The organism is Cytophagia bacterium CHB2 (genome assembly GCA_030263535.1).
In the GTDB taxonomy this organism is placed as follows: Bacteria; Zhuqueibacterota; Zhuqueibacteria; order Zhuqueibacterales; family Zhuqueibacteraceae; genus Coneutiohabitans.
Genome location: SZPB01000383.1, coordinates 1 through 5,991, shown reverse-complemented (window position 1 = coordinate 5,991; position 5,991 = coordinate 1). Strand labels below are relative to the sequence as shown.

Genomic DNA, 5,991 nt, shown 5'->3' with positions numbered 1-5,991 from the left:
TGATTGGGATGATAGGCGTCTACCAGAACGAGCGGCAATTTGCGGCGAAGATATTCTGCCGAGAAAACGTCGGAGAGCCGCATCGAAATCAGCAACACACCGTCCACACGGCGCTGCTGCAAAACATGCCGGAAGTAATGCTCTTTTTTTTGGAGATCGTCGACGCCGTAGAGGATAAGATCGTATTTGTGGCGGGAAATGGCGGCTTGAATGCTGCGCAGCAGTTCAACATAAAAGTAGCCGGTAAAAAAGGGCACAATCGCGCCGATGGTGTGCGTGCGCCGCCGCGCCAGGTTGCGCGCCATGGCTTGCGGCTGGTAATTCAACTCGCTGATCGCTTTGAGCACTTTGTCGCGTGTTGCCGGCGCAATCTGCGAGCTGTTGTTCAGCACGCGCGAAACGGTGCCGATGCCAACACCGGCTCTTGCGGCGACTTCGTAGATGGTTACGTGCATGTAAGGGCTTTCGCCGCAAAGCACTGGCGCAGGCCAGCGCTTCGCTGCAATCTCATCTTCTATGGAAGTGACAGCCAAAAACGATGCGGACAACCACAACTTGCAGATTTATCTAAAAGCGCCTGATCGCGACTCGGGCCGCTGTGCGAAGTTGTAACGAAGCTTCAATACTCAAAAGCAGAGAACTTTGGCGAGGCAAGAGGTTCCTGGAACATGATTCCAGCCTCTTATTTTAAAAAGAAATAGCTAGTATCCTTCCCTCCCTGGAAGGCCTTCCAAAAAGCGGCAAATATTACGAAACCATAAATGCTTTGTCAAGCACTTTCTCCGTAATTTGCATTTCGGAATCTTTGCGTCCCGGAAAGCTTTACATCGCATAAGCGCTTGCTGGCGGCGCCCATTCTTAATTAACTAGGGGATTCGCGTTTGGAGTTCGAATAAAATTCTGAAAGTGTTTCGCCCACTGATTCGCAGTTTGAGATGTGAACAAGCTGTTTAAGGAAAGCCATTTAAATAACTTACTCATTTGGGGAACCGCCAATAAACGCGAATATTCGCTAATTTTAAAATTCGCGTTTATTGGCATGCATTCGCGGTTTGAGATTTGGGCAAGTTATTTAATCGACAATCCTAAGCGAGAGCCCCAAGCAACCTATTTTCGAATATCCTCACCCCAGCGAAACTTGATGCGCAGTGTGTCATAAAACGTGTTCGAGGTAGGAATGGTTTTGCGCACGAGATTGATGAAGTAATCGGCTTTGCGAATTTCCACAGCCATGCCCGATGAGATTTTGCGCGTCACTTGCCCATCAACCGAGAGATTGACCTGAGTCTCCTCGGTGGCAATTTCGATGGTGACGATTTTTTCATCAGGAATTACCACCGGCCGGGCATTCAACGAATGCGGGCAAATCGGTGTGATCACCATGGCTTTCATTTCCGGCGGCATAATCGGCCCGCCCGCCGCCAGCGAGTAAGCGGTCGAACCCGTCGGCGTTGCCACGATCAGGCCATCGGAGATGTAGGTGTTGAGATACTCATTGTCGATCATCACTTTGAGGCGCACCAGACGCGTTTGCCCGCCTTTATCCACGACGAAATCATTCATGGCATGCAGCGGGGTGGCCTCCGGCGAATTCAACACGCGCGCTTCCAGCACGATGCGTTTTTGCACCTCATAATGGCCGGCGAGAATCGCCTCCAACGCGGTGTAAAATTCTTCCGGCCCGACTTCCGTCAAGAAACCCAGTCCCCCGAATTTGACGCCGAGAATCGGCACACCCGCGCGCCCAACCGTGTGCGCGGTGGAAAGAATTGTGCCGTCGCCGCCCAGCGAGATAAGCATGTCACAGTTTTGATGAACCGATCGCCGCGGCGCAGTTTCAAAACGTGCGTTCGCTGATTGCACGAGACGCGCAAGGTCATCGGCAACCACGACGTCCGCACGCCGGCACAACCATTCAAGCCAGACCGGCACGATTTCAAGAATGGCGGTGTGTGTTAAGTTTGCCAGGATCGCCAGACGCATGATTATCCGATTTCCGAATCGTCGATCAATTCGAGTTGAAAGCCGGCTTCCGTTTTCACGAGTTTTTGCAGTTTCTTCTCGGCTTCTTCCAATTGGCTGGCGCACGACCGATAAAGTTTGACGCCTTCTTCAAAAATCTTGATCGCCTCTTCCAATGGAATTTGTCCCTGCTCAAGCTGTTTCACGATGACATCAAGCTTCTGCATCGCTTCTTCGAAAGACGTTTTTTTCGCCACACATCCTCCCGCTTTGCCAACTCGTATGAAATGTTGGAATATTCGACGCTGCCCGTTTGATGATTTGCCCGAACACGTTGCCAGAATCGCGATTTTCGGGCTGAGAATCAAGCACAATCTCGCCCCCGGAAAAATGCCGTTGCTTCTCGCGCGGAATTGTGATACTTTTCTCCTGCTTTAAAACTCGAGGGACCGCACATGGATGATGATCGCAAAAAATACATCGAGCAATGGTGGCGGAAATACGAAGCGGCAAATGAATTCGAAGCCGAATACAGATTATCGGAAGAGTCCTTGCCTCCGCCACAGGTAATGGCCGACTTTTTGGACTCGGTTTATCGAATGTGGCTCAAGAGCGGGGATTTGGCGGCGGAATCTGAAGCCAATCTCGCGCATCACATTGCTGTGCAAAAAGTCTTTGCGAAAATGCGACAACTACACGATGACGGCCTTCGAACAAACCCTGCAAGATATTGACCGGCTTTGCCGTAAACACAGGATTCCTTATGCCGTGATTGGCGGCATCGCGGCGAATATCTACGGTTATGTTCGTTCAACGGTTGATATCGATATCACGATCATGGCAGAAATCGATCAGCTTGAACACGTTTTGGCGATTTTTGCAAACGACTATTCTTCCGTGCAACCCGACCCGCTCGCTTTTTTGCGGCGCACTTTTTTTGTCCCAATACGGCATCGTGTAACCAAAGTGCGCGTAGACGTCACTGCTGCGCTCAGCAACATCGAGCGGCGTATGCTTGAACGAAGCCAGCGCCGATTTTTTAACACGGTGGAGGTGAGTGTCTGCACGATCGAAGATTTGCTCATCATGAAACTTGTCGCCAGTCGAACCAAAGACCTGCTTGATCTTGAAGAGCTGATTGCCAGGCATCGTGTAAATCTGGATTTGGATTATCTTCGTGCCAGTGCTAAAGAATTCATTCATGTCGAGCGTACCGATGTTATCGAACGACTAGATGAATTCCTCCGAAAGTCATAACCCGTGATTGCAAAATTAAACGCATGCCGCCTCTGCCGCCGAAACACAATCCCTATCTACACGATTTGATCTGGCAACTGCTCAAGACGCATAGGCCCGGCACGTTGTTGGATATTCCCTCGGGGCCGGGTTATTTTGCGCAACAGGCGCAGGCGCACGGATTCAATGCCATCGCCGCGGAAATCGACGCCGCGCTGCACGTGTTCCCGGAATTGCCGTATCAACAAGTCGACATGGCGCAGCCCATGCCGTTTGCGGCAAAACAATTCGATTATCTCGTTTCGATCGAGGGTATCGAGCATATCGAAAACCAATTTCTTTTTTTGCGGGAATGCGCGCGCGTGCTGAAAGCGGACGGCAAACTCTTTCTCACCACCCCGAATGTTTCTTCGCTGGAAAGCCGGCTGGCATTCTTTTTCACCGGCGTGCATGATCATCCCCCGCGCGTGCTGCGAGATGATTCGCCCAATGTTTTCATGGAACACATCAACCTCATCCCCTATCATCGCCTGGAAACGTTTTTGCGTTTTGCCGGATTTGAAATCGAGACGTTGACCACATACAAATTGCGCAAAGGCAGCTTGCTGCTCTATCCGTTCGTCTATCCGCTCGCACGCTTGCGCTATGCTTTTGTGTTCAATAAAAATTATAAAAACAAACCGGAGGCACAACGCTATTGGGGCATCTTTCAGCAATATTTGTCGCGCGCCGTGCTGTGCGGCAGCCACAATGTGATCGTCGCGCGCAAACGTTGATACCGTACTCGATATCATAAGCCAGCGAGCCGAAACCAAAAATAAAAAGCTTCATCCCGCAAGGGCGGAACAAAGGCGCAAAGAACCCACAATGTTTTTCTTTGCGGAACCTTTGCGTCTCGCGTGAAATGTCTTTGCTTTCAAAGTAAACACGTTGGTACGCAGATTTCCACAGATCAATACAGATAATGCAAATACCCAGGTTCTTCCAATCTTACAGCCACAGGAGGTTTTGATGAGCGCGAATCATAAGCTGCAAAATTACATCAACGGCGAATGGCGCAAGTCGAGCGCGACCGAATATCTCGATGTCCTCAATCCCGCCACCGCAGAGATTCTCGGCCAGGTTCCCCTCTCCCCTGCTGCCGAAGTCGAACAAGCCGCGCAAGCCGCGCAAACGGCGTACTTGCAATGGCGCACGACGCCGCCCACCGAGCGCATTCAATATCTCTTCAAGCTCAAAAATTTGTTGGAAGAAAATCTCGACGACATCAGCCGAACGATTACGATGGAATGCGGCAAGACTTTGGAAGAATCACGCGCGGAGATGCGCCGCACCATCGAAAACGTCGAAGTCGCCTGCGGCATTCCGATGATGATGCAAGGCCAGATTCTCGAAGACATTGCCTCCGGCATCGATGAGATGATGATTCGCCAGCCCGTGGGCGTGTGCGCCGCGATTGCGCCCTTCAATTTTCCGGCGATGATTTGCTTTTGGTTTATGCCTTATGCCCTCGCCTGCGGCAACACCTTCATCATGAAGCCTTCGGAAAAAGTGCCGCTCACGATGCAGAAAATTTTCCATTTACTCGAGCAAACCGGTTTGCCGAAAGGCGTAGTCAGTCTGGTGAACGGTTCCAAAGCCGCGGTGGATGCGATTCTCGATCATCCTGCCATTCGCGCCATCAGTTTTGTGGGATCAACGCCGGTGGCGAGATACATCTACAGCCGCGCTTCGGCCAACGGCAAACGCGCGCAATGCCAGGGCGGCGCCAAGAATCCCCTCATCGTTTTGCCGGACGCGGATCTGGAGATGACGACGCGCATCACGGCGGACAGCGCATTCGGCTGCGCCGGGCAACGTTGCCTGGCGGCCTCGGTGGCGATTACCGTGGGCGCGGCGCGCAAACCATTCACGGAAGCGATCGCGGAAACCGCGCGTACGCGCGTGGTGAGTTATGGACTGGAAGAAGGCGTGCAAATGGGCCCGGTGATTTCAAAGCAAAGCCGTGAGCGGGTGGAGAGTTTAATTGCGAAAGGCGCGAGTGAAGGCGCGAAGGTTTTAATCGACGGTCGCCGCCCCAAAATCTCAAAATATGAAAACGGCAATTTCGTGCGGCCCACGATTTTGCAGGATGTTCCGCCGCAAAGCGAAGTGGCAGCCACGGAAATTTTTGGCCCGGTGTTGAGCATGATGCACGTGGAAACCATCGACGAGGCGATTGCCCTGGTGAATCGCGGCGCGCACGGCAACATGGCGTGTTTGTTCACCAACAGCGGCTCGGCGGCGCGCAAATTTCGCTACGAGGCGCAAGTCGGCAATATCGGCATCAATCTCGGCGTGGCCGCGCCCATGGCGTTCTTCCCGTTCAGCGGCTGGAAGGAAAGCTTCTTCGGTGATTTGCACGCGCAAGGCCGGCACGGCGTGGAATTCTTCACGCAAACGAAGGTTGTGGTGGAGCGCTGGCCGAAGGAATGGTCGCGCAAGTTTTAATCAGCCGGGCAGATGAACAAATGCAAAGGCGAATAACTCTCGCAAGTTATTCGCCCATTTTTTTTAAAGGAACTTTTGCAAATACAACACTTCAGCCGCAACCGTTGTGGCGTTTTCACTAAGGATCGACGGCTAAACAACTTTCCCAATCTCCAACCGCGAATAAACGCGACTCAAAAAGCATGATCGGCCATTCGCGTTGATTAGCGCCATAAGGCGCTCAAAGTTAGAATAAAATTCTGAAAATTTGTCGCAGAATAAGTTGCCGGCAGAACGATTCAAAATAATTCTGCCGATAAATCA

General features: G+C 51.9%; 7 protein-coding genes. 4 read left to right on the top strand and 3 right to left on the bottom strand.

The features are described from left to right. The 3 genes from FBQ85_25450 to xseB form a co-directional block, all read right to left on the bottom strand. A partial coding sequence (locus FBQ85_25450; GenBank protein ID MDL1878477.1) for a LacI family transcriptional regulator occupies positions 1-455 on the bottom strand: 455 nt, incomplete at its 3' end. A 652-nt stretch (positions 456-1,107) separates the two neighbouring features. Further along, entirely contained in the window at positions 1,108-1,983 is an 876-nt protein-coding gene (locus tag FBQ85_25445) for an NAD(+) kinase (GenBank protein ID MDL1878476.1), read from the bottom strand. Positions 1,984-1,985: 2 nt separating this feature from the next. Then, positions 1,986-2,189, bottom strand: a complete 204-nt coding sequence (gene xseB / locus FBQ85_25440) for an exodeoxyribonuclease VII small subunit (GenBank protein ID MDL1878475.1) — start codon at positions 2,187-2,189, stop codon at positions 1,986-1,988. Between the two features lie 228 nt (positions 2,190-2,417). On the opposite strand from xseB, the gene FBQ85_25435 reads away from it, so the two are divergent. The 4 genes from FBQ85_25435 (at position 2,418) to FBQ85_25420 (ending at position 5,688) form a co-directional block, all read left to right on the top strand. Then, a complete protein-coding gene (locus FBQ85_25435) occupies positions 2,418-2,696 on the top strand; it encodes a hypothetical protein (GenBank protein ID MDL1878474.1) in 279 nt (92 codons plus the stop codon). Continuing rightward, the gene (locus FBQ85_25430; GenBank protein MDL1878473.1) at positions 2,662-3,219 is read left to right on the top strand and encodes a nucleotidyltransferase family protein; all 558 of its coding nucleotides are present in this window, start codon (positions 2,662-2,664) and stop codon (positions 3,217-3,219) included. Before FBQ85_25435 ends, FBQ85_25430 begins: the two co-directional genes overlap by 35 nt. Positions 3,220-3,242: 23 nt before the next feature. Beyond that, on the top strand, positions 3,243-3,974 hold the full coding sequence (locus FBQ85_25425) for a class I SAM-dependent methyltransferase (GenBank protein MDL1878472.1): 732 nt from the start codon (positions 3,243-3,245) through the stop codon (positions 3,972-3,974). A gap of 235 nt (positions 3,975-4,209) precedes the next feature. After that, positions 4,210-5,688 (top strand): CoA-acylating methylmalonate-semialdehyde dehydrogenase, encoded by a 1,479-nt coding sequence (locus FBQ85_25420; GenBank protein MDL1878471.1) that lies wholly within the window; start codon positions 4,210-4,212, stop codon positions 5,686-5,688. Positions 5,689-5,991: the final 303 nt, after the last annotated feature.